At 40.4% G+C, this 966-nt stretch carries 2 protein-coding genes; both read right to left on the bottom strand.

Annotated elements, in window-relative coordinates; genetic code table 11:
* On the bottom strand, window positions 1-417 hold a 417-nt coding region (locus tag ACRCJ0_RS15670), incomplete at its 3' end, for an NUDIX hydrolase (RefSeq protein ID WP_431391112.1).
* A gap of 11 nt (window positions 418-428) precedes the next feature.
* A partial coding sequence (locus ACRCJ0_RS15675; RefSeq protein WP_431391113.1) for a DegV family protein occupies window positions 429-966 on the bottom strand: 538 nt, incomplete at its 5' end.

Genomic DNA, 966 nt, shown 5'->3' on the forward strand with positions numbered 1-966 from the left:
GTAAACTAATTTAATATCCATCAATGTAGATGACCCAATCAATTCTTTGAGGAAAATACGGTCGCCTTCCCAAAGAGTTAGGTCAAAAATCTTATCCTTGTCTACCCAAGCTAGGTCCCCTTCTCTGGTTTGTCCGACCTCATTATTTTCCAATTGACCCGTATATAAGAAAATATACATAGGTTCTTGGTCAGCATAGATAAAAGTGACTATTCCTCGAAAAACGGCTGATTTCAAGTTTTGGCTAGCCTCTTCTTTGACTTCTCTTTCCAAACATTCCATAGGTGATTCACCATGTTCAAATTTGCCGCCGATACCAATCCATTTCCCATGGTTGACGTCGTTGGCTTTTTTCGTCCGGTGGAGCATCAAGTATTGGTCTAAGTCATTTTCCAAGTAAATAAGTGTTGATAACATAAAGCCTCCGCTTAGTCTAAGTCAGCATCTACTAGTATCCCCATTCCCAATGCACCCTTACCGCCGTGAACCCCTAAAACGGGTGTTAAATAACGGATAATGATGTCTTCATTTGGATAGTTTTCTAGGAAAAAGTCTCTGAATTCAATGGCCTTATCATAGGCATCACCGTGGGCAAAGCCTAAATGCAGACGGTCACCAAATTGGTCGCGGGCTTCTTCATAGATATGCAACCAAGATTTTTTAATCTTTCCTTCAGTACGGATTTTCTCAAAAACGTCTACTGTCCCGTCATCTTCAAATCGTAGGATCGGATAGATTTTTAATACAGACCCTATAAAAGCTGAGGCTGCTTTGGCCCGGCCGCCTTTGACCAAGTTGTTTAAATCTTCGATAAAGACATAAATTTCTGAATCTTGAATCATTTGGTTCATGGCTGGAATAATTTGTTCAGCTGTATAGCCTGATTCAATCAGACGAATCAATTCTTTCACTTCGTGGGCAATGATAATGGATACAGCCTTGGTATCGATCAAGTGGACATTGATC

The organism is Aerococcus sp. L_32 (assembly GCF_050689315.1).